General features: G+C 62.0%; 22 protein-coding genes. 9 read left to right on the forward strand and 13 right to left on the reverse strand.

Annotated elements, in window-relative coordinates; all coding sequences use genetic code 11:
• Nucleotides 1-9 precede the first annotated feature (9 nt).
• From SO140_RS32195 to SO140_RS32205, 3 genes are all read right to left on the reverse strand, one after another.
• A complete protein-coding gene (locus SO140_RS32195; protein WP_449377134.1) occupies nt 10-438 on the reverse strand; it encodes a hypothetical protein in 429 nt (142 codons plus the stop codon).
• A 49-nt stretch (nt 439-487) separates the two neighbouring features.
• Nucleotides 488-1,576: a recombinase RecA gene (recA, locus tag SO140_RS32200; RefSeq protein WP_027527840.1), complete on the reverse strand. Its 1,089-nt coding sequence runs from the start codon at nt 1,574-1,576 to the stop codon at nt 488-490.
• 1,733 nt (nt 1,577-3,309) lie between these two features.
• Nucleotides 3,310-3,480, reverse strand: coding sequence for a hypothetical protein (locus SO140_RS32205; protein ID WP_449377133.1), 171 nt, complete (start codon nt 3,478-3,480; stop codon nt 3,310-3,312).
• 275 nt (nt 3,481-3,755) lie between these two features.
• On the opposite strand from SO140_RS32205, the gene SO140_RS32210 reads away from it, so the two are divergent.
• Nucleotides 3,756-3,944 carry a hypothetical protein gene (locus SO140_RS32210; RefSeq protein ID WP_449377132.1) on the forward strand — a complete coding sequence of 63 codons (189 nt, stop codon included), beginning with the start codon at nt 3,756-3,758 and terminating at the stop codon, nt 3,942-3,944.
• A 185-nt stretch (nt 3,945-4,129) separates the two neighbouring features.
• Entirely contained in the window at nt 4,130-4,363 is a 234-nt protein-coding gene (locus SO140_RS32215; protein WP_449377131.1) for a DUF6894 family protein, read from the forward strand.
• Between the two features lie 100 nt (nt 4,364-4,463).
• Here SO140_RS32215 and SO140_RS32220 read toward each other — a convergent pair whose 3' ends face one another.
• From SO140_RS32220 to SO140_RS32230, 3 genes are all read right to left on the reverse strand, one after another.
• Nucleotides 4,464-4,817 (reverse strand): hypothetical protein, encoded by a 354-nt coding sequence (locus SO140_RS32220; RefSeq protein ID WP_449377130.1) that lies wholly within the window; start codon nt 4,815-4,817, stop codon nt 4,464-4,466.
• Nucleotides 4,818-4,911: 94 nt separating this feature from the next.
• Entirely contained in the window at nt 4,912-5,142 is a 231-nt protein-coding gene (locus SO140_RS32225) for a hypothetical protein (protein ID WP_027526271.1), read from the reverse strand.
• A gap of 79 nt (nt 5,143-5,221) precedes the next feature.
• Nucleotides 5,222-5,512, reverse strand: coding sequence for a lysozyme inhibitor LprI family protein (locus SO140_RS32230; RefSeq protein WP_449377129.1), 291 nt, complete (start codon nt 5,510-5,512; stop codon nt 5,222-5,224).
• 349 nt (nt 5,513-5,861) lie between these two features.
• Here SO140_RS32230 and SO140_RS32235 point away from each other — a divergent pair, with 349 nt between their 5' ends.
• Complete coding sequence (locus SO140_RS32235) at nt 5,862-6,326, forward strand: PaaI family thioesterase (protein ID WP_449377128.1); 465 nt, start codon at nt 5,862-5,864, stop codon at nt 6,324-6,326.
• A 149-nt stretch (nt 6,327-6,475) separates the two neighbouring features.
• On the opposite strand, the gene SO140_RS32240 is transcribed toward SO140_RS32235, so the two are convergent.
• Entirely contained in the window at nt 6,476-6,769 is a 294-nt protein-coding gene (locus SO140_RS32240) for an HdeA/HdeB family chaperone (RefSeq protein ID WP_449377127.1), read from the reverse strand.
• 199 nt (nt 6,770-6,968) lie between these two features.
• Here SO140_RS32240 and SO140_RS32245 point away from each other — a divergent pair, with 199 nt between their 5' ends.
• Entirely contained in the window at nt 6,969-7,211 is a 243-nt protein-coding gene (locus tag SO140_RS32245) for a PilZ domain-containing protein (RefSeq protein WP_449377126.1), read from the forward strand.
• Nucleotides 7,212-7,262: 51 nt separating this feature from the next.
• On the opposite strand, the gene SO140_RS32250 is transcribed toward SO140_RS32245, so the two are convergent.
• Nucleotides 7,263-9,248, reverse strand: coding sequence for a pyrroloquinoline quinone-dependent dehydrogenase (locus tag SO140_RS32250; RefSeq protein ID WP_449377246.1), 1,986 nt, complete (start codon nt 9,246-9,248; stop codon nt 7,263-7,265).
• Between the two features lie 57 nt (nt 9,249-9,305).
• Nucleotides 9,306-9,536 (reverse strand): hypothetical protein, encoded by a 231-nt coding sequence (locus SO140_RS32255; protein WP_449377125.1) that lies wholly within the window; start codon nt 9,534-9,536, stop codon nt 9,306-9,308.
• A gap of 156 nt (nt 9,537-9,692) precedes the next feature.
• On the opposite strand from SO140_RS32255, the gene SO140_RS32260 reads away from it, so the two are divergent.
• From SO140_RS32260 to SO140_RS32275, 4 genes are all read left to right on the forward strand, one after another.
• On the forward strand, nt 9,693-10,097 hold the full coding sequence (locus SO140_RS32260; protein ID WP_449377124.1) for a hypothetical protein: 405 nt from the start codon (nt 9,693-9,695) through the stop codon (nt 10,095-10,097).
• A gap of 139 nt (nt 10,098-10,236) precedes the next feature.
• Nucleotides 10,237-10,563 carry a hypothetical protein gene (locus SO140_RS32265; protein WP_449377123.1) on the forward strand — a complete coding sequence of 109 codons (327 nt, stop codon included), beginning with the start codon at nt 10,237-10,239 and terminating at the stop codon, nt 10,561-10,563.
• 287 nt (nt 10,564-10,850) lie between these two features.
• On the forward strand, nt 10,851-12,290 hold the full coding sequence (ccoG, locus tag SO140_RS32270; RefSeq protein WP_449377122.1) for a cytochrome c oxidase accessory protein CcoG: 1,440 nt from the start codon (nt 10,851-10,853) through the stop codon (nt 12,288-12,290).
• A 157-nt stretch (nt 12,291-12,447) separates the two neighbouring features.
• Nucleotides 12,448-13,638 carry a GNAT family N-acetyltransferase gene (locus SO140_RS32275; protein WP_449377121.1) on the forward strand — a complete coding sequence of 397 codons (1,191 nt, stop codon included), beginning with the start codon at nt 12,448-12,450 and terminating at the stop codon, nt 13,636-13,638.
• Nucleotides 13,639-13,643: 5 nt separating this feature from the next.
• Here SO140_RS32275 and SO140_RS32280 read toward each other — a convergent pair whose 3' ends face one another.
• The 3 genes from SO140_RS32280 to SO140_RS32290 all read right to left on the reverse strand — a co-directional run bounded on the left by SO140_RS32280 (nt 13,644) and on the right by SO140_RS32290 (nt 16,892).
• Complete coding sequence (locus tag SO140_RS32280) at nt 13,644-14,324, reverse strand: DsbA family oxidoreductase (RefSeq protein WP_449377120.1); 681 nt, start codon at nt 14,322-14,324, stop codon at nt 13,644-13,646.
• A gap of 69 nt (nt 14,325-14,393) precedes the next feature.
• A complete protein-coding gene (locus SO140_RS32285) occupies nt 14,394-15,215 on the reverse strand; it encodes a helix-turn-helix domain-containing protein (protein ID WP_449377119.1) in 822 nt (273 codons plus the stop codon).
• A 192-nt stretch (nt 15,216-15,407) separates the two neighbouring features.
• Nucleotides 15,408-16,892, reverse strand: a complete 1,485-nt coding sequence (locus SO140_RS32290; RefSeq protein WP_449377118.1) for a porin — start codon at nt 16,890-16,892, stop codon at nt 15,408-15,410.
• A 555-nt stretch (nt 16,893-17,447) separates the two neighbouring features.
• Between SO140_RS32290 and SO140_RS32295 the strand changes: the two genes are divergently transcribed.
• Nucleotides 17,448-17,927, forward strand: coding sequence for a MarR family winged helix-turn-helix transcriptional regulator (locus tag SO140_RS32295; RefSeq protein ID WP_449377117.1), 480 nt, complete (start codon nt 17,448-17,450; stop codon nt 17,925-17,927).
• Between the two features lie 91 nt (nt 17,928-18,018).
• Here SO140_RS32295 and SO140_RS32300 read toward each other — a convergent pair whose 3' ends face one another.
• Nucleotides 18,019-19,068 carry an alpha/beta hydrolase family protein gene (locus SO140_RS32300; RefSeq protein WP_449377116.1) on the reverse strand — a complete coding sequence of 350 codons (1,050 nt, stop codon included), beginning with the start codon at nt 19,066-19,068 and terminating at the stop codon, nt 18,019-18,021.
• Between the last annotated feature and the right edge of the window lie 514 nt (nt 19,069-19,582).

Below are 19,582 nucleotides of genomic sequence, written 5' to 3' on the forward strand. Positions count from 1 at the left end.
CAACCCATCCTAGCCGTCGGGCCAACGCATCAGACTTGCCGATCGCGCCAGAAGGCTCTGACAATGAGCGGTCGCAATTGTGAGCGCCCAAGCCTGGGATTCATCGATTCTGCCCTGCAGATCAGCGAGCGCGCGTACCTGCCAGTGCGCCCTTTCGCGTCCGAGCGGCAAAGATTCGGTCTCGGAAGCAATTCCGACAAAGGGTAAAATATCAGGATCGTCTTCGAGGCGAGCCTTGAAGCGACGCCTCGCAATCGTCCTGGCTCCTTCCACCGGGAACACGCTTCCGGAAAGTATACCTTTCGCCGTCTCAATGATGATTTGGCGAGCAGCAATGACCTCGGACTGATTCCAACTCACGGCGATCCCGGTCTCGACAACTGATCCGGTATCCCTTCTATCACGCAAAAACGAAACGGGCACTGATGACGTCGGCAACTCAACGTCCTCAGCGCCCGCTCCTCGCGAAACTCTATTCGGCTAAGTCCTACTCCTCCGTCGGCTCCTCGCCGTCGGCGTCGCGCTCGGGATTGCCGGCCAAAATCTGCTCGGCGATCAGGCCGGAGTTCTGGCGGATCGCGGTTTCGATCTTGGCGGTGACATCGGGGTTGGCCTTCAAGAACGCCTTGGAGTTCTCGCGGCCCTGGCCGAGGCGCTGGCTGTCATAGGAGAACCAGGCACCAGATTTCTCGACGATGCCGGCCTTGACGCCGAGATCGAGGATCTCGCCCATCTTCGACACGCCCTCGCCGTACATGATGTCGAACTCGACCTGCTTGAAGGGCGGCGCCAGCTTGTTCTTCACCACCTTCACGCGCGTGGTGTTGCCGACGACCTCGTCACGCTCCTTGATCGCGCCGATGCGGCGGATGTCGAGACGGACCGAGGCGTAGAACTTCAGCGCGTTGCCGCCGGTCGTGGTTTCCGGCGAGCCGTACATCACACCGATCTTCATGCGGATCTGGTTGATGAAGATCACCATGGTGTTGGACTTGTTGATGGAGGCCGTCAGCTTGCGCAGCGCCTGGCTCATCAACCGCGCCTGGAGACCGGGCAGCGATTCCCCCATCTCGCCTTCGAGCTCGGCCTTCGGCACGAGCGCAGCGACCGAGTCGATCACCATCACGTCCACCGCGCCCGAACGCACCAGCGTGTCGCAGATTTCCAGCGCCTGCTCGCCGGTGTCCGGCTGCGAGATCAGGAGATCGTCGATGTTGACCCCAAGCTTGCGCGCATAGACCGGATCGAGCGCGTGCTCGGCGTCGATGAAGGCGCAGATGCCGCCCTTCTTCTGCGCTTCCGCCACCGTGTGCAGCGCCAGCGTGGTCTTGCCCGAGGATTCCGGCCCGTAGATCTCGACGATGCGCCCCTTGGGCAGGCCGCCGATGCCGAGCGCGATATCGAGCCCGAGCGAGCCGGAAGACACCGCCTCGATGTCCATCGAACGGTCGCTCTTGCCGAGCTTCATCACCGAACCCTTGCCGAACTGGCGCTCGATCTGAGAGAGCGCGGCAGCCAGGGCTTTACTCTTGTCCATGGAAGATCCTTCGACGATACGCAGGGCAGTGGCGGACATCTGGTCGTGCTCCTTATGGCGGGGATTCGCGAGAGGGACAAACGGTTGGCGAAGCGGGCCGGCGATAAAATTACCGTACACTGTTTGTTCCATGTTCGCAATATGTTCTTTTTGAGCTTCAGGTGCTGTCCGTACTTAACCCCCGGTGTCCCAAGTTGAATTTGTGAATGTCAGAATTTGTTCGCAGACTGCCTCAAGGCGTTCATGCCTCGAAACGCCTAGTCTGAATGGGGTAGGCCAATTCGTATAGGGAGCAATTGGTTGCAGTCCATCGGATTGAGGCCGCCAGTCCGCTGGCACGGGCGACGCGGCGGTTTCGGGGTCTCACCAGAATCCATGAAAACAACCCCATGCAAAGTAGCCAGCCCCTTCTGATTCCGGTTGTCGTCGAGGTTGATTTTGACAACGTCCGGAACCGCTTGTGATCAGGGGACGCGCCTTAGGTCATCTTCAAGATTGCCGCTATTGCCTGACTCATGCTCCCAAGGCCGGGACTGAAGCGGCTGGCAAAGGGCACGGCCGCCGCAATATCGCCAACGGTCACCCGCGGCCTTCCTCATCGTCGCCGTCCGCGGTTTTGGCCCATGAGGCGAGCAACGCCGCTTCCTCTCCCCGCGCGTACCGGCCTACAGCACGGCCAACAGAATGAGCCCCACAACCAGCACAACAAACCCCGTCGCCGTCGCAGCGGCGAATGATCGCTCTACGTTATCCATATGCCACCCCTGATCGGCGGGCCACGTTCCCCCATGGCATCGCCGAGCAACGCTGAGTCTCCTCAATTGCTGTGTCGTAATTTCTGCGAGTGGGTGTCGGAATTGGGACGGGATTCGTCCTCGAGATGGCGACACGACCTATCCGCAATCTGGCCTTGAACCGCCAATCGCCCGCTCCCGCCTGTAAGCTCCCTGTAAGCTGCGCGGGGTAACCTTGCTTGGCTACGGTGTTGCAGCCCAGCACCTCAGCCTCCAATAACCTTCTGCCCCGCCCGGCTCTCCCTGGCGGGGCTTTTTTTCTATCCCGCAATTCCCGGGATTTGCGCGTAGCCGCAGCGAAAAGGAATCGATCGCAGGGGCGGCGGGGAGGACGACCGGCAGGATCGCGGCGCAGGAGATCAGCCAGGAGGCGAGCCAATGAGGCGCCTTTGCCTTTCGACCCGCAACGAGGCGAAGCAAGGCACGTGCCGCGGCTTCATCTCACCGCGCGACGCGACCCAGGTGCCAGCGGCGGTCCGGCGGCGGATGATTCGCCGCCGCAGCCAGGCGGCTGGTTTGATAGTCCCTCAAAGCGCCAGAAGGTGATCACGCTCGTCTCGCCGCACCGCTCGCAAGTGAGCGTCTCCTCGCCGAGGCTATAGCGCCCGCGCCTGAAGACCGTAGGCGATGCCGGCTGCCTGCAATGCGGACAGACCAGAGAAAAATTTCGCGCACCCCAGCGCAACACGAGATTACGAAGCCAGCCCACGCTATCCTCTTTTACGAGGTCCAGTTTCTTAGAAGGTCAAGTTAGCAACTACCATATAATGAAACCTGGCGTTGCCATGTGCGAACAAACATTGCAAGGTCGTATCGGGATCTGTCCTCACTCGTGTCGGTTTTCCCCGGACCGCGCGGCCTGTCGCAAGGCAGCCGCAACGCGTTGCGCATTCGCCCAACACGTCGTTCGCGGACATGTCGGGCACGGAACCCGTGGTTCTCCGGCCATGAACAAAGTTCCTGCCCGGGAGCACCCCATCAACTCGGATAGTTGCTCCGGCCGCCCTCCCGGTCGTGCATCTGAAGGATGCGGACGAAATCGGCCATGCTCGAACGGTCGTCGCCCTCGCTTGCGTGCAGGTTGTACCCGCTTGTCTCGGGCCGGCCGCGCTGCCAGACCCGCCTGAGGAGCTCGACGATCAGCTTCATGGAATCCGAAGGTGCCGGGTTTGAGCCGAATGGCTCTGGATGAATTTCCTTGCCGAGCCAATGCGCGGTCAGCCGACTGGTTCCTTTCAGCACCGGTGAAATTTGCGCTGCACCATATGTGGAAAGCGGCCTTCACGCGTCTTCGTTTGTTTCGCACCACAGAGGTCAAGGATTTCGTTGCATTATCCACGACTTAGCGGCAAATTTGACGGACGGCGGAATATTATGACGTCCAACCTGTTACGTTAACCATGGGTGAATCGTGGAGGTCGGCCATGAATCACAGGGGCATCGAGTTCACCGTGGCCAAGACGGCGATACAAGGCGTCTGGCAGTGGCAATTCCGCATCGGTGAGACGGTCAAGAGCGGCAAGACCGAGACCAAGATCGATCTCCTTGCCATTCGTCGCGTGCAACTGCGTATCGACCGGGAACTGAAGGCCATCGATCGCAAGACCGCCTGAGCCAGTCGCGAAACTGTCAGCAAGACTGGGCCGCACCCCTGTGGGGGGCGCCGCCTGCACATTGCCCGCACGGCTTTGCTGCTCATGAATCCCGTAAAGTTCCGGAGTTGATCTGCCTGCGGTTTGGGATTGCACTGCGCGCCTCGTGGCCTCGGGGCTCGGCCATTACGCGATCGGTGCCAGCCATGCCGCTCTATTTTTTCCGGATCCGGAACGGGCGCTATTCGGGCTCATCGGAGCAGGCCAGCGAATTTCCCGATCGCGATGCAGCTTGGAAGGAAATGACCCATGTCTGCGCCGACATGGCCGCCGGCATCGCCCGCAAACTGCAGGAGAACTCCGAATGGCACATGGAGCTCCTGGACGAGACCAAGCAACCGGTTTTCCGGATTCGTATCGTCGCGGAATCCTTTGATTAGACTACACCAAAGCGCGATGAGATTAGGATGGATCGTCATCGCGCTTTAGGCTGTTGTTTGAGCATGATCTTTTCGGAAAACCGCTCCACACTTTTCCGGATCATGCTCTAGCCGTGTCCGGCCGGCCCTCCGGTTTCCCGGCCGTTCCCCTGGCCGCCTCACGCTGGCGCTTCCGCCGCAGATCCCTGGCACGAACGAAGCGCGCCCCGACGCGCTCGCCATTGCGCCACGTCAGGATGCAGATTCGGATCACCTCGCCGCCGGTCGTGAACGACAGGCCGAACACTTTCGGCACCGGCAGCGCACCGACATCGATCGATACGCCGTCGTCGGAGACCTCGACGATCGTGCATTCAATCCATGGCGCATCGGGTGCCGGAATCAGAAATCCGGGCCTGTAGAGATCAACCCGCACATGTCTGCGGGCGCCGAGATCTTTGCGGTGCCGGGCCATCGCTCTCCCCTGGAAGTGGGAGATCCTAAATGGCAAAGCTTTGAACGGGGTTTCCGAAAAAGACTAAAACTTGCGGCAAGCCGGGCCACTCGCTTTAGTCGGCGCTGGGCAGGCGGCGCATCGTGAACTCGATGTCGCCGCCAGGCAGTTCGCGCCAGCTTTCGACCTCACTCATATACCCGGCCTTGGGATAGCGGGCGAAGAAGGCCTGCGCCTTCGCCCTCGCCGCCTCGCGCGGCAATGTGAAGGTCTCTCGCAAATAGCCGTCGCCCGCCTTGCGCCGGCGCGCCATCCGGTCGGCAAGATCCCGCGGACGAAACACCATGCCGCTACTCCTTCAGCCCTACGCCCCCCTCGAATATAGGAGATCGGGGAACGAAGAGGAGTCCGGCCGACCGGGGCGGTCAGTTGGCGGTCGGAGCGGTCTTGGTCTTCTTGGCCGCAGCAGAGGTCTTTGGCGCGGCGGCCTTGGGGGCATCGGCGCGCATCCCACCCCAGGGATCGTTGGCGGCCTTGGCGTCCGGAATCTTCCTCAGCGTCTCCTTGTAACGCTGGTCGCGCTCGGCATCGACCGCCTTCTCTTCGTCGGTCTTGCTCGGCGTATCCTGCATCATATTGATGTGGGGCATCGCATTCTGCGCGTAGGCCGGCCCGGCGAGCACCGCTAGCAGCGCCGCCATACGGAAAACCTTCATCACGTCACTCCATTGATCATCGATGGTCGAACCGGCGCGTCGTCGGCCGTAACGCAGCATGCCGCGCGAACCGCTAGAAACGGTCCGATTTGCAGGATTTTGGCGATTGCAGCCAATCGTCCCAGATCGGGCCGCACTTGGTGCACCCGCCTAGCGCCAGGCCGACCAGGCCCAAGCAAAATACCAAGACAAACCGCCGCAACATCGTCCACCCTGTTCCCAAGCGCGGCATCATAGGGGGCGAAGTCGGGCATTTTCAAGCCAAGGCAGAAGCCCCCGAACGAGGTGACTTTGCCGTGCCATAGCGGGCACAATGGCCGAAACATCGGGCAACAAGGGGAACGGAATCATGCCAGCGCAGCCAACGACCGAATTCGGCATCGAGGAGGCCAGGCGCGTGCTGGGCGACGTGTTCGCGCCATGGGTCCAGGATCTCGGCCTGTCGGTCGAGCGCATCGACCATGAGCCGCCACCGAACGATTCGGATTGGCAGCCAGGCGCGGTGCTGCGCATGGCCTTCTCGGAGCGGCTTTGCCGCAGCGGCGGCGTGGTCTGCGGCCAGGCCCTGATGGCGCTCGCCGACACCTCCATGGTGATCGCCATCCTCGCCGCCAATCGCGGCTACCGTCCGATGACGACCGTCGACCAGACCACGCACTTCATGCGCGCGGTCTCATCGTCGGACGTCCTGGCGGATGCGAAGGTGGTGCGGCTCGGACGCACCATGAGCTTCGGTCGCGTCACGCTCTTGTCCGCCACCGACAACAAGCCGGTGGCGATGGTCTCGAGCGCGTTCGCGATGCTGCCGGGCTAAGCGCGATGGGATTGGGATGAATCCTCACCGCGCTTCAGGTTATTGTTTGAGCATAATCTCCGCGCAAACGCGTTCCGCGTTTTGTCGCGAGGGAAAACCGCTTCGCACTTTGCGCTAACGCGGCTCTTCGGCTCCGGATCGTGCTTTAATTACTTGCCCAGCACTTCGTCGGCCGCGGTGACGATGCTGACCGTCGGGTTGTTGCCGCAATAGGTGCCGAACTTCTTGGCATTGTCGACGAACACGTCTGTGTCGATGATCGCGTTGTCCTCGTCGCCCTTATACCAGCCGTCCATCCAGGTCAGGACGAGCTTGATGGTGTCGTCGCCGCTCTCGAGGAATTGCTTGCAGCTCATGGTCGACAGATCGAGCTTGGTGGCATGGGCGGGTGCCGATGACAGCGCGACGGCGGCAGCGAACAAAATCGAAATCGTGGTCTTCATCAATATCTCCATTGGCGAGTGTCGCCACAATTGATCAGCCTCCTTGCGAGGCTGTGGGCAGCGCGTGCACAACACACGCGCCCGCCGCGCATTGTCGTAAACGAAGTATGAAGCGCCCGGCAAGTACGACGTACATTGAATTTAGTTCGATGTAATTTCTATGCCGTAATTTACGCTCTCTCAGTTTGGATTAACGGATATGATTGAGAAGCGTGCAGCGCAGCGGCATCGGGTTTTCAAGGGTGCGACGATCACCTTTGAATGCCGCGGCGTTGCGTGCACGGTGCGGAATTTGTCGAGCGGAGGCGCTGCAATCGACCTCGACGGCCGCATTTTGCTGCCGCCGTCGTTTACCCTGTCGATCTCCAGCGATCAGTTCGTGCGCAAGTGCCGCACCGTGTGGCGCAACGACAAACGCCTCGGTCTCACCTTCGAACAGTAACGCGCGAGGCTGTGAACCGCGGTTCGCAAAACCCGTCTTTCGCGCCTGGGACTAGACCGTCCTGCGGCGACTCATGCGCCAGCGAAAGCCGGCGATGACGAGCGCGATCATCACGAGCACCAGCACGACGACCGCGGCCCAGAACCGGCCCCCGGGACGATCGAGCGTGCGCGACACCAGCGAGGGCGACTCCCCTTGCCGCGCCAGGCGGAACGCGACCACGCTGTCGCCGATCGACGTGCCGCCTTCCGAATGGCCGCCGGCGCCGATCGCGACATATTGCTCGCCCTTCCAGAGATAGGTCATGGGATTGGCAACGCCGGGCACGGGCAGCCGGCCCTGCCACAGCTCGCGTCCGCTCCTTGCATCGAAGGCGCGCAAGTATGCGTCCATCGCGCCGGTGAAGACGAGACCGCCCGCAGTGATCGCAACGCCGTTGACGAGCGGCGTGCCCCACGCAAACGGCAGGCCGAGTGGCGCGAGATCCTCGGTGGTGCCGACGGTGGTGCGCCAGAGGATCTTGCCGGCCTTGAGGTCGACGGCGACCATCTCGCCCCATGGCGGCTTGACGCAGATCAGCCCCATTGGCGACATCACAACCGACCGCGACATCGCAAACGGCGCGCCCTGCTGCTGACCGAAATCATGGCCAGGCGGCGGATTGAAGCCGGTCGCGTCCGCGCGCGGGATCAGCTTGATGAGATGCGCAACCCGGCTGGTGTTGGCATAGAGGATCTGGTTGACGGGATCGAATGCCGCGCTGCCCCAGTTCACGCCGCCGCCGGTGAAGGGAAACTCCAGCGTGCCCTGTGTCGAGGGCGGCGTGAACAGGCCTTCGTTGCGCGCCGCCGCGAACTGCCCTTTGCAGGCAGAGCCCATGCCGGGGATCAGAGAGAAGGTATCGTCGGCCGAAATGGTCTGCTGCGTCAGCGCCGGGACATGGGTCGGAAACGGCTGCGTCGGCGAGAGTTTTTCGCCTTCGGCCGCGCTTTGCGGAACGCTGCGCTCCTCGACCGGCCATACCGGCTTGCCGCTATCGCGGTCGAGCACGAAGACGAAGCCGTGCTTGGTCGGCTGGATCACGACGTCGCGCTGACCCGCGCCGGTGTCGATGCGCGCGAGCGTTGGCTGCGCCGGCAGATCGTAATCCCAGAGATCGTGATGCACGGTCTGGAACGACCATGCGAGCTCGCCGGTCTCGACGCGCAGGGCGACCACCGAATTGGCATGCTCATTGTTGCCGGGGCGCTTGCCGCCCCAGAAATCCGGTGACGGCGAGGAGGTCGGCAGCACCACCAGTCCGCGCGCATCGTCCACCGACATCGGCGCCCAGACATTGGCGTGACCGGCCTCGATGCCGTCATGCTTCAGAGGCTCAAAGCTCCAACGCGGCTGGCCGCTGCGTGCGTCGAACGCGCGCACCGTGCCCGCCGGCGCATTGACGCGCCGGTTGTCGCCGATCGCAGAGCCAACCACGACGACGCCGTGGCCGACCGCTGGCGGCGAGGTGATCTGGAATTCGCCAGGCCATTCCAGCTTCATGCCGACGTCGATCCTGACCTCGCCCTTGTCGCCGAAACCGGCACAGGGAATTCCGGTCCTCGCATCGAGTGCGATCAGTCGCACATCGTTGGTGCCCATGAAGATGCGGGCGCGGCAGGCGGCGTTCGCCGGCGCCTGCTCGTCCACCCAATAGGTGACGCCGCGGCAGACGAAGCGGTTTGCGGGGCGATAATCGGTGCTGATCTTCGGATCGTAGCGCCACTTCTCGGCGCCCGTGCCGGGATCGAGCGCGATCACCTCGTTGAAGGGCGAGCAGAAGATCAGGCTGTCCTCGACGAACAGCGGCGTCGCCTCGAACTTCGTCCGCTTCATCACCTCGCTCGGACGTGTCACGAGATCGCCGGTGTGATATTCGAAGGCGCGAACGAGATTGCCGACATTGTCAGGCGTGATCTCTTTCAGCGCTGAATATTTTTGACCGCCGGCGTCGCCGCCCCAAAACTCCCAGCCGGAGGCCGGACCCAGCCCAAGCATCAGGACCGTGAACGGGCCGGCCAGATGACGCAGGCGGATCATGCGGTTTGCCCGGCGCTATTTCGGCTTCTTGGCGGGCTCGGTCGGACGCGCCCCACCCCACGGGTCGTATTTCTCCTTGGGATCGGGAATGCGCTCCAGCGCAGCCTTGTAGGCCTTCTCGTCGACCTCGGGAGCCTTCTTCTCGGTCTTGGGACCGTCATTGCCGTGGCGCCGGCCGCCCATCTGGGCCTGCGCAGGCGCGGCAACGAATGCGAGCGCGGTCACCGCGACGACAAGAATCCTCATGCGTCAATCCCTCCCATCTGGCGTCTCAGCGTAGCCTGCATTGCCTTATTGGCAAATCCCAGTCAGTTCTTCGGCCCGCTCAGCAATTGTTGATCGAGGGGGACTTCGATCGGCCGTCTTCATACCCATCTTTCGGGGCGCAGGGGATCTTCTCGGATGTTACGGTTTGTTGCTCATGCGGCATTGCTCGCCGGCGCGCTTGCGCTCGGCGCGTGCGGCTTTGCCGACAGCCGCGCGCCGGTGCCCGAGTTCATGCGCATGAGGGATGCCGAGCAGCCGCCTCCCGAACCGCCACCCGACGTCAGGAAAATCGTTCGCGAGCAGCTCGACGTCGTCTTCATGGCGGCGTCATATCCGCGCGAGGTGCAGGTCGCCCCACCCCATCACGAGGTTCGCGGGCTAGGCTGGACGTCCTGCGTCCGCGCGCAGCTCACGTCGGCGACCGGCACCGGGCTAGGTAGCCAGACCTATGTCGTGACCATCAGCGGCGGCAGGGTCGTCGACCGCCGGCGCGCCGAGGTTGACGACATCTGCGGGTCCGAAACCTACGAGCCGATCTAGGGAACGGTTCGTCTTCCGCGCGAAGAGATCATGTTCCCTGGAAATCAGTCGTGTTCCGGGAAAAACGCGCAAAAGCAACCGGAACGAATGCGCGCGCCCATTCTTGTCACCCCGAGGGCAGTTGCCACGGAGAGGACTGATGAGGACAACGATGATTGCGCTGCTGGCAGGCGTCGGCGCCCTGGCCGCGACGGGAGCCGCGAAGGCTGCCGACATCTACACGACCAGCGAATACACCAATCCCGATCTCGTGCAGCAGGTGCGCCTCGTCTGTGACGATACCGGTCGCTGCTATCGCACCCACGGCGGCGCGCGGGTGATCATCCGCGATCGCGATTCCTACAACTATATGCCGCGCGATCGCTATTACGAGCGTCGCACCTATCGCGACTACGACAGACCGCGTGCGGGCGTCGATATTCGCGCGCCCGGCGTCAGCGTAGGTGTCGGCGAGGATCGCTACTAGTTCCAATACATGAAATCGGAAAGGACCGGACGACGCCGTCGTCCGGTCCTTTTTCGTTTTTGCGTCATTGGTTGATGATGGCGCCGGTCAGGCCTTGCCCTGCGCCACCCGCTCCCAGCACCTCGGCAGGATGCGCGCATTGACTTTGGTCAAGACCCGGCGCGACGACCGGACGATATATTACAGCCTCGCGAGCCCTGAGGTCCGGTCCGTGCTGGAGGCGCTGTACCGCCCGTTCTGCGCTCCAGCATGGGGATCGCTGCCCGCGCGACGACGAGGAGCGCATCATGACCGACGACACCCTCATCGAAGGGCCGCTCTACGAGAGGCGCAGAAAGGTCTATCCGCAGTCGGTTCACGGCAGGTTCCGCCGCATCAAATGGATAATTCTCTGCGTCACGCTCGGCATCTACTACCTGCTCCCGTTCGTGCGCTGGCACCGCGGCCCCGGCCTGCCCAGCCAGGCGGTGCTCGTCGACCTGCCTCATCGCCGCTTCTACTTCTTCTTCATCGAGCTGTGGCCGCAGGAGGTTTACTACTTCACGGGCCTGTTGATCATCGCAGCCATGGCGCTGTTCCTGATGAACGCGGTGGCGGGACGCCTCTGGTGCGGCTATCTGTGCCCGCAGACCGTGTGGACCGACCTGTTCTACGCCATCGAGCGCTGGGTCGAGGGCGACCGGCGCGAGCGCATGCAGGGCGACAAGCGCTACTGGACGTTCGATCACATCCGCAAAGTGGCGCTCAAGCACTTCCTCTGGATCATGATCGCCTGGTGGACCGGCGGCGCCTGGGTGCTTTATTTCGCCGATGCGCCGACGCTGGTGAAAGATCTCGCCACCTTCCAGGCGCCCTTCATCGCCTATCTCTGGATCGGCATTCTCACCGCCACCACGTACGTGTTCGCCGGCCACGCCCGCGAGCAGACCTGCATCTACATGTGCCCGTGGCCGCGGATCCAGGCGGCGCTGACCGACGAATGGGCGCTCAACGTCACCTATCGCCGCGACCGCGGCGAGCCGCGCATGTCGGTGAAGAAGGCTGAAGCCGCGCGCGCTCTCGGCGATGTCGCCGGCGACTGCGTCGATTGCCACCAATGCATCAATGTGTGTCCGACCGGCGTCGACATCCGCAACGGCATCCAGCTCGGCTGCATCCAGTGCGGCCTGTGCATCGACGCCTGCGACAACATCATGAAGGAGATCGGCCGTCCCACCGGGCTGATCGGCTATGATACCGACATCAACATGGAGCGCCGGCACGAAGGCAAGGCACCGATCTATCGCATCGTCCGGCCGCGCACGCTGACCTATGCGGCGGCGATCGCCATCGTCGGCGGCATCATGCTCTATACGCTCGCAACGCGCGGCACGATGGACGTCAACGTGCTGCACGAGCGCAATCCCCTGTTCGTGCAGCTCTCGGACGGCGGGATTCGCAACGACTATACGGTCCGCCTGCTCAACAAGGGCCCGGCGCGATCATTTACGGTTGACGTCTCCGGCCTGCCGGGGGCGGCGATCCGGATCATCGGCATTGACGCGAAGTTGGATGGCAAGCCCGTCGTCGAGGTCGGACAGGACCAGACCCGCGAAGTCAGGATGTCGGTGCAGGTCGATCCCGCCCACCTGCCGCGGGCGGAGGTGGAGATCGAGATCACGATCACGGACAAGGCCAGCGGCGAAAGCGCAAGCGCACGCGACCATTTTGTGCCGGCCGACCAGTGACCATCCGGCGGTCTTGCCTCCGGATGGTCAACGGGACGTTAACGCTACCGCTCGAATTGACGGCTTGCGCCAACGGTATCTTCCAATCTTTGCGCTAAGCATGAGCTGACGCGGTTCGGGTTTCGGCCCGGCCGGCGTGAACGGGGAACGACTAGACGTGGTCGATATCGCGCATCGAGCTGCGATCAAGGGCGCATCGGCAAGCGATGCCACGGCTCCGCGTGCCCGCAACCTCTCCGACACCGTACCGCTCGTCCCCGTTGCGTCAGTTGATTTGGCTCAATGGCAGGCGCTCAGCGCGCAGGCGATCGAACCGAACGGCTATTACCTGCCGCCCTGGACGCTCGCCGTCAGCGCGACGGCCCGCGGCCGCACCGGCGCAATGGCGCTGTGCGCGCTCAACGCATCGGCACACCTGATCGGGCTGATGCCGGTCGTCTCGCTATGGCGCGCCTGGAAAATCCCCCTGCCCGCGCTGGTGAGCGCGCATCCCTACGGCACGCTCTGCAGCCCGCTGCTTGATCGTGACACCGCGAGCGAAGCCGCAGCGCGCCTGCTCGATCAGGCACGCGATGCCGGCGCCCACGCGTTGATCCTGCGCGACGTCGCGCTCGATGGCGCGGCGATGAGATCACTAACTGCAATCTTGACCCGCGACGGTTTGAAGCCGCGCGTGCTGAGCTCGTATATGCGCGCCAGTCTCGATGCGACCCAGGATGGCGATACGCTGCTGCGCGAAGCGCTTGGGGCCAAGAAGCTCAAGGAGCTTCGGCGCCAGCAGCACCGGCTGGAAGAGCATGGTCCGGTCATGTTCGACGTCTCGCGCACGCCTGACGCTGTGAAAGCAGCGCTCGAAACGTTCTTGCAGCTCGAGGCGAGCGGCTGGAAAGCCAGGCGCGGCACCGCGCTGATCCAGCACCCAGGCGATGCCACGTTCATTCGACGCGCCGCGCTCGCGCTCGCCGAAACCGGTCAATGCGAGGTCATCAGCCTGCGCGCTGGAAGAGCGCCGGTTGCCGCCGGCATCGTGCTGCGCCATCAGGATCGCGCCTTCTTCTTCAAGCTCGGCATCGATGAGCGCTTTGCGAAATATTCGCCGGGTGTACAGCTCACGCTCGAGCTGACCCGCCACCTCTGCGCCGATCCTGCGGTCGCGAGCGCCGATTCCACCGCCAGCGCCGATCACCCCATGATCAATCCGATCTGGCGCAGCCGCTTTGCCATTGGCGATATGCTGATTCCGTTGTGGAGGAACGATCCGGTGGTGGCGCTGATCCACGCGACGCTCGTCGCGCGCAATGCCGCGCTGGACACCGCGCGGCAAACGCTTCGGCTGCTCCGCAAGTAGAGTACCTACTCCGCCGCCTGCGCGTTGATCTCCTCCGACACCTGGCGGATGGCGCGGGCGAGCAGGTTCGGGTCCTGCGCGCCAGAGACGGCGTATTTCTGCGCGAAGACATAGGTCGGCACGCCAGAGATGCCCTTCTCGGCGGCGTCCTGCGCCTGGGCCGAGATCAGGGCGACGTCCTCGTCGGTGGCAAGCCGCCGTCGCACGTCGTCACCATTGAGCCCGACATCGGCCGCCGCCTGCACGAGCACGTTCACATCGGTGAGATCGCCGCCGTCACGGAAATAGAGCTCCATCAACCGCTGCTTCATCTCGGGTGCCTTGCCGGAAGCTTCCGCCCAGTGGATCAGGCGGTGGCAGTCGATGGTGTTGGGCTGGCGCTGCACGAGATCAGGCCGATAGGTCAGCCCCTCCTCGCCCGCGGCCGCGACGACCCGACCGGCGATTCCCTTATAGGCCTCGACCGAGCCGAACTTCTTGGTCAGATAGGCCTCGCGGCTGATGCCCTCGCGCGGCACCCAGGGATTGAGGAAGAACGGCCGGAAGTTGAGCTCGACCGGCACGTCCGGCACCAGCGCGAGCGCATTCTCGATTCGGCGCTTGCCGATATAGCACCAGGGGCACACCACGTCGGAGACGATGTCGATCTGAAGCGGCTTGAGCGTGCTCGTATTGGGTGAGCTCATGGCAATCTCCTTCGGGCGGACCTTTGGTTCCGCCGGAAGATAAGCCGAACGAGCCCCCAGGCAAGGGCGCTAGCCCATCTTTGCCGCCATCTGCTTCAGCCGCTCCGCCGTGCGCTCATCCGCCGGAAAGAACGTCTCCAGCGCCAATTCCGACAGCGTGATGTCGACGGGCGTGCCGAACACCATGGTGGTAGAAAAGAAACTTAGTATCTCGCCCTCATGCCGCAGCTTGAAGGGAATCGCGACATTGTCGTGCGAGAGCGGCGCCGAGCGCGCGGGAATCGGATAGCTCTTCAGATCATTGTAGAGCTTGATCAATTCAGGATCGGCGGTCGCCTCGCATTGCCGGTGCAGCCGCTCGAGCAGATGCCCGCACCATTCGGCGAGATTAACGGTGCGCGGCGCCAGCGCCTCGGGATGGAAGGCGAGTCGCAGCACGTTGAAGGGCTGGCCGAGCAGCCGCTGCGGGATGCCATCGAGCAGCGGTGCCACCATGCGATTCGCGGAGACCAGATTCCAGTGCCGGTCATAGGCGAGTGCCGGGTTGGGCTCATGCGCTTTGAGAACGAGGTCGATCGCCTGGCGGGCTGACTTCAAGGCCGGATCCTCCAGCGCACGCTGCGGAAAGGCCGGCGCGTACCCGGCCGAAACCAGGAGCACGTTGCGTTCGCGCAAGGGAACATCGAGCCGCTCGGCAAGCTTCAACACCATCTCGCGCGAGGGCGTGGCGCGGCCGGTCTCGACGAAGCTCAAATGGCGCGCCGAGATCTCCGCTTCGCCCGCGAGATCGAGCTGGCTCATGCGGCGGCGCTGCCGCCATTCGCGCAAGTGATCGCCAATATGGACGGGCTGGGCGCTCTCGGCTCGCGCCGCTGCTGCATGTGCGTTCATGGTCAAAAACGTAGCATGCGGATTTCGGCCCTTCCATTACCTCCGGGGTAATCGAATTTCGCGAGCACATCCCTGGGTCAGACCGCCGTTCGGACCGCTACCTGATTTGCAAGGGCTCACCTGGCGCTTTGTCCAAAAGAAAAACCCCGGCGGTTGCCCGCCGGGGTTCTCTGATCGGTCGAGAGATCGATCTTAGAAGTTGCGCTGGGCGCGGAGGAGCATGCTGACCGAGTTCTGGTCCTTCAGCTCATACACGGCTGCCGGCTTGGCAGCGGAAGTGATGCCCGGGCTGTTGATCGCGCCGGTATACTTCTGGTCCAGATGCGTCCAGTTCACGTCCGCGGTGAACGCCAGGTTCTTGACCGGGGTCCACACGGTGTTGACACCGATAACCGCGAAGTTGAAGTCCGGATTACAGGTCGAACCGGCCACGGCGATCGCAGCGAAGTTGGTGCAGATCAGGGCCTTGCCCGTATCGCCGTACCTCAGCTGGCCATAGCCACCGTAGATGCCGCTCGCCCAGGTCGGGCTCCAGTTGTGGGTGTAGCCACCGCGGAAGCCCCAGGTCTTGACGGTATCGATGCCGGTGCCGGTGCCGAAGACGCCATCAGCAATGCCAGCGAAACCAGTGCTCTGGTAGGCGCCGGCCAGGCCGGTGCCGCTGAACATGAAGAAGCTCTGCGGGAACAGGCTCTGGAAGTTGTAGCGGCTCGCACCATCCGTGTAGACGGCCTGCAGGTTGATGCTGTCGCCGGGTCCGGTCGGGATGTTCTTGATCGACAAGGCACCCTGAACCGCCCAGCCCCACTTGTCAGCCGGGTGACCGGAGACTTCCGTGGTGCCGTAGTAAGCGGAATGGATGTCATGCGCGGCAACCGAGATCTGGGCCAGACCCCAGGCCTGGTCGACACGGATCGCACCGACGATGTCGGGAGAACGCGTGCCACCCCAATCGTTGGCACCGTAGACGCCCGTCACGAACTGAGCGGCGGTACCCGACGAGACGTTCCAGAGGTTCGACTGGCCACCTGCCGCCGTCGTCATATCCTGCAAGGCCACCGAGCCGGTGATGCCCTGACCGAAGTCAGCCGTATAGGCAACCTGGTTCACGCCGGTGACGTTGTTGCTGCCGCCCGGAATGGTATCGGGACCGCCAGCCGGATAGCTCTGCCACGGAGTGTCGAAGATCGAGACCGTGCGGCCGAAGGTGAAGCCGGCGAACTGGATGAACGCATGGTAGAGGCCGAGCGAAGCGGAACCGTCAAAGGTCCCTTGCGCCGACGGGTTGCTGCCGGTCACGGCATTGCTCGTCCAGGTGAAGACCATGTCCGCGTAGGTGCGCACAACGCCGTACTCGGTCGCCGTGCGGGTATCGACGGTGAGGTCCATACGAGCGCGGCTGAACCAGTAGTTGGTCAGACGGTTGTTCGAACCCTGGTTCGCGCCCTGCTGGAAGGAATAGTCGCCCGCGCCAACCGACGTGTCGGCACGAACATAGCCGCCGAACTTGATGCAGGTGTCGGTGCCCGGCATGTAGTAGAAGCCTGCGCCGTACAGCGAGCAGATCTTCACGTATTCGACCGCCTTGGCCTTCACGGGAAGATCGGCTGCCTGTGCTCCGCCAACGGCGATCAGAGCCGCCGCCGAGCCGAGCATAAGGCTCTTCGTCAATTTCATTTGCTTACCTCCAAGTTGGTGTTGGGCGACTTGGACGCGATCCAAAGACGCGACCTCCGGCCCCTCAATTCCCCAAGTCCGCATCCAGGTTCCGGCTGCGGAAACGACTTTGAGGTGCCCCCCTCCGTCGCTAAATTCGATATAGTTTAACAAAACAATCATCTCAATTGATTGTTTTCATCAAGCGATCGTTCGCCGCGACCTGTTGTATGAGCGCAACACCACCGAATCTGTCGGGTTCTTGGGCAATTTCAGCGGGAAAAGGCAACAAAAAACCCTCGGGGGGCATCCCGAGGGTTTCCTTGGAGGTTTAGCGAGTGGTGTATCAGAACCCTTCGTTGAAAGAGTTCGAACTGCTCCTAAACACTCAAGATGATTATTTTAATCAATTGATATTTGCAAGCCTGTTTTTGAGCCGATGCTTGCTGTCATGTGGTGGCAAAAATTGAGCAGATTGCCTCCGTGGATAACGAATATCTGAGAACAAAATCATTAGAGATAACCGTAGAGTAGCCGAAAGGCCCCTGGTGCCTTCAACCTCGCCGGAACTCAAAAATGATCGAGAAAAACCTCGACCGAGCAATCAACGATTTCATTTGGAATGTGGTCGAGATCCACTCTCAATTGGAGGAAATCCATAAGAGCTGGGCCGAACTCCTCGGCATCACGGAACCGCAATGGCTGATTTTGATGGCCATCGAAGAGTTGGATGAGGGACAGGGCGTCGCAGGAATCGAGGTCGCGAACAAGTTGCGGATTCATCCGGCATTCGTCACCAACCAGACGAAGAGTCTCGAGAAGGACGGACTCCTGTCGCGGGCACCTCGTGCGGACGACGCACGTTATGTGTTGATGTCTCTTACCGCCAAGGCAAAAGCTGAAATTGCAAAGCTCGCCAAGAGGAAGCTGGCTCTAAACTCGACAATGTTCAACGAGTTCGACGAGAAATCCTTGGCGGACCTGAACGCCGCGCTGACGAGGATTGCGAAGAATGCGCGGTTGGCGTCGCGATTGCTGGCCATAGATATCTCGTGATCATGGGATCAACGCATTGACCAGCTTTGGAGGGCCAGCTTTGGAGCTGCAGAGCAGGCAGCCTTTCGATGAGCGGCTGCTGCAGGTTAGTTTATTGACTCAAGCTACCGCGTGACCGGAGCTTCTCCCCGAGCCAGTCGAGAACGACGTCGTCCTTTGCAACGAAATTTTCAACCTCGGTGGAGGCTTGAGATATTGCAACGGAACAGTCCAATCCAGCGAGCTTGCAGTCGGCCTGCAGTTCAAGAGCGTTCTGCTGGTCGAACAGCGCTCGGCCGCCGGCAACGATCAAGACCGGGCACCGCATTCGGCGGACCAACTCGAGACTTGACGCTCGCGTGCGATCGCAGGCCGGATCCCAAATTCCCGTCATCCAGCCCACGCTCGCTCGATGTCGGAGCGAGGCCCAAAGGCCGCCGTCGCACACGGCGGCCACTATCCTGCGGTCGCATACGGCGATGCGCGCCGCATAGCCGGCGGCCATTCTCTCGCCGCTGACAGCAATTCGGCCGGCATCAACATCCGCTCGGCATTCCAAATGATTCAGCCAACTCGCCAAGAAGGCTTCGGGCTTAAACAGACGATGTTTTGAAGCATCGTCTCCGCTCACAACGAGAACCGACATATTGCGATCGTTGACTGCAGGCAATAGCCGGCTCGCAATCGATTCGGCCGAAGACTCCTCGTCGCTAATGAAAATGACCGCAGGTGCGGGTCGTTCGCGGCGCGCCGCCGGCAGAAAATACCCCGCAAGAAGCACTCGCTCGAAAAACTCGATCTCTACTCGTTGCACCCGATCAGGCGCACAAGATTCGAGGCTTCTGAAACTCCCCTCGATCCTGTCCGCAAGTACGACACCCGATGAATTCTCCGGACAAGCCAGTTGTCTCGCCACTTCAAACGCAGTCAGGGCGCAAAGCCAGAATTCACTGGCCGTATCCGGCAGGTTGTCCTTGACTGCGAGTTCGGCCGATGCGCGATACTGATCACCAACCGTCATCCAATGTAGAAGCCAATGCTCCTTCTCCTTGGAATCGGAAGTCGAAAATTCCTCGAGAAACGCAGCGGCACGATTTCGTACGCATACGAGGTCATCGCTCGTGTCGCTCAAGGATGCCTGCAGCCGCCAATCGCCGTCCATGCTTCCCCGCGGTGTTCGTTCGACCGCTCTCTCAACGCCCTCTGTCTCATGTTCGCGACCACTCGCCCGCACGAGACATCAGCAATTTCCGCGCCATTATCATGATTGTTTGAGCCGGTCGGATTCTGAGTCAGCATCCGCCAAGTTCTTTTTTGGCTCCGCAGCAAGCATCGCCTTAAATTTATGTCACGAGCAATTCAATTAGATTATGCCGCAATAAGATAAATAGATCGCCGATATCCGTAGAATCGCGGGAATCGCGCAAGAACAGACGCCGTAGCCGGCGAGGACGCAGGCGTAGGCATCGCGCCTCCGGACGCGTAAGTCGCCGGCGGCATGGCAAACGACGATAGGCGCCCTCACCCTCATCGCCATGCCCTCAAGCTAGTAATCTTAAGCGCGAACGCATCCCAATTAGCCTGAGGCGACGAACCACGTCCTGCGCGACAATGTCGCACATAGAGAACTGTCCAGAACAGGCGTCCTTCTTACCCCCGAGGTAATCGAATTGGGC

The organism is Bradyrhizobium sp. UFLA05-108 (genome assembly GCF_059803455.1).

What these genes read in the sequence shown, in the direction of transcription:
- recA (WP_027527840.1), bottom strand. Translation starts at nt 1,576, where the DNA reads ATGTCCGCCACTGCCCTGCGTATCGTCGAAGGATCTTCCATGGACAAG.
- SO140_RS32205 (WP_449377133.1), bottom strand. Translation starts at nt 3,480, where the DNA reads ATGAAGCTGATCGTCGAGCTCCTCAGGCGGGTCTGGCAGCGCGGCCGG.
- SO140_RS32210 (WP_449377132.1), top strand. Translation starts at nt 3,756, where the DNA reads ATGAATCACAGGGGCATCGAGTTCACCGTGGCCAAGACGGCGATACAA.
- SO140_RS32215 (WP_449377131.1), top strand. Translation starts at nt 4,130, where the DNA reads ATGCCGCTCTATTTTTTCCGGATCCGGAACGGGCGCTATTCGGGCTCA.
- SO140_RS32220 (WP_449377130.1), bottom strand. Translation starts at nt 4,817, where the DNA reads ATGGCCCGGCACCGCAAAGATCTCGGCGCCCGCAGACATGTGCGGGTT.
- SO140_RS32225 (WP_027526271.1), bottom strand. Translation starts at nt 5,142, where the DNA reads ATGGTGTTTCGTCCGCGGGATCTTGCCGACCGGATGGCGCGCCGGCGC.
- SO140_RS32230 (WP_449377129.1), bottom strand. Translation starts at nt 5,512, where the DNA reads ATGAAGGTTTTCCGTATGGCGGCGCTGCTAGCGGTGCTCGCCGGGCCG.
- SO140_RS32235 (WP_449377128.1), top strand. Translation starts at nt 5,862, where the DNA reads ATGCCAGCGCAGCCAACGACCGAATTCGGCATCGAGGAGGCCAGGCGC.
- SO140_RS32240 (WP_449377127.1), bottom strand. Translation starts at nt 6,769, where the DNA reads ATGAAGACCACGATTTCGATTTTGTTCGCTGCCGCCGTCGCGCTGTCA.
- SO140_RS32245 (WP_449377126.1), top strand. Translation starts at nt 6,969, where the DNA reads ATGATTGAGAAGCGTGCAGCGCAGCGGCATCGGGTTTTCAAGGGTGCG.
- SO140_RS32250 (WP_449377246.1), bottom strand. Translation starts at nt 9,248, where the DNA reads ATGCTTGGGCTGGGTCCGGCCTCCGGCTGGGAGTTTTGGGGCGGCGAC.
- SO140_RS32255 (WP_449377125.1), bottom strand. Translation starts at nt 9,536, where the DNA reads ATGAGGATTCTTGTCGTCGCGGTGACCGCGCTCGCATTCGTTGCCGCG.
- SO140_RS32260 (WP_449377124.1), top strand. Translation starts at nt 9,693, where the DNA reads ATGTTACGGTTTGTTGCTCATGCGGCATTGCTCGCCGGCGCGCTTGCG.
- SO140_RS32265 (WP_449377123.1), top strand. Translation starts at nt 10,237, where the DNA reads ATGAGGACAACGATGATTGCGCTGCTGGCAGGCGTCGGCGCCCTGGCC.
- ccoG (WP_449377122.1), top strand. Translation starts at nt 10,851, where the DNA reads ATGACCGACGACACCCTCATCGAAGGGCCGCTCTACGAGAGGCGCAGA.
- SO140_RS32280 (WP_449377120.1), bottom strand. Translation starts at nt 14,324, where the DNA reads ATGAGCTCACCCAATACGAGCACGCTCAAGCCGCTTCAGATCGACATC.
- SO140_RS32285 (WP_449377119.1), bottom strand. Translation starts at nt 15,215, where the DNA reads ATGAACGCACATGCAGCAGCGGCGCGAGCCGAGAGCGCCCAGCCCGTC.
- SO140_RS32290 (WP_449377118.1), bottom strand. Translation starts at nt 16,892, where the DNA reads ATGAAATTGACGAAGAGCCTTATGCTCGGCTCGGCGGCGGCTCTGATC.
- SO140_RS32295 (WP_449377117.1), top strand. Translation starts at nt 17,448, where the DNA reads ATGATCGAGAAAAACCTCGACCGAGCAATCAACGATTTCATTTGGAAT.
- SO140_RS32300 (WP_449377116.1), bottom strand. Translation starts at nt 19,068, where the DNA reads ATGGACGGCGATTGGCGGCTGCAGGCATCCTTGAGCGACACGAGCGAT.